This is a genomic window from Pseudarthrobacter phenanthrenivorans (assembly GCF_036455295.1).
In the GTDB taxonomy this organism is placed as follows: domain Bacteria; phylum Actinomycetota; class Actinomycetes; order Actinomycetales; family Micrococcaceae; genus Arthrobacter; species Arthrobacter phenanthrenivorans_C.
In genome coordinates this window covers 1-699 of record NZ_JAYXNX010000044.1, presented here as the reverse complement: position 1 = coordinate 699, position 699 = coordinate 1, and the positions used below count along the sequence as shown (strand labels likewise).

Genomic DNA, 699 nt, shown 5'->3' with positions numbered 1-699 from the left:
CGACGGCGGCCAGGGAGTTGGTGACCAGCATGGTGCAGTCCTGCACCACACCCAGCTGGGCGTAGGCCGCAGCCAGGATGGCAGCACCCTTGCCGCTGGCGGAAGGGTGGGCGGCAGGAGCGGCCGGAGCAGAGGCAAGCGTGGCCGTAACCTTCGGAGCGGCGGCCGGCTGGGCTGCGGGGGCAGCTTCCTGCACCGCAACCTGCGGCTCGGGCTCCGCGACGGGAGCCGGCGTGGTGGTCACAGCCGGCTTCTCGAAGCTGATGGCGATGGTCGAAGCCGCAGAAATCGGCGCGTCGACGGCGGATTCAACTTCCATGGCGGAAGCCGGCGCGGAATCACGCTTGACGTTGGCGTCAGCGGCATTTGCGGCGATACCGCTGGTCAGGACCAGGCCGGAAGCGGCGGCAATCACAGCGGCCTGGCGGCCCATTCCGCCGGCGTTGTCGCTGACGGCCTTGGCGATAACAGCGATCGAGTTGGTTTTGGTGACCTCGGCGCGGTGCCGTGCGGTAGCACGAGTCATCATCAGTTCTCTCTTTCGTTTTTCCTTAGGCGGCTGTGGCCGGCCAGAGGCAGGTGGAAGCGCCGGCATCTTGGGGGCATGCCGGCGCGTCCCGAACGGGGGTTAGCTATTAGGAAACGCGGATGAAAACGGGGCCGGAACCGACGTTGGCGCTGAACACCACGGTCTGGTTT

At 67.0% G+C, this 699-nt stretch carries 1 protein-coding gene; it reads right to left on the bottom strand.

Features of this window, described 5'->3' with window-relative positions; translation table 11 throughout:
- Positions 1-529 (bottom strand): hypothetical protein (locus VXJ37_RS21040; RefSeq protein ID WP_331324935.1); only part of this gene is annotated, 529 nt, incomplete at its 3' end.
- Positions 530-699: the final 170 nt, after the last annotated feature.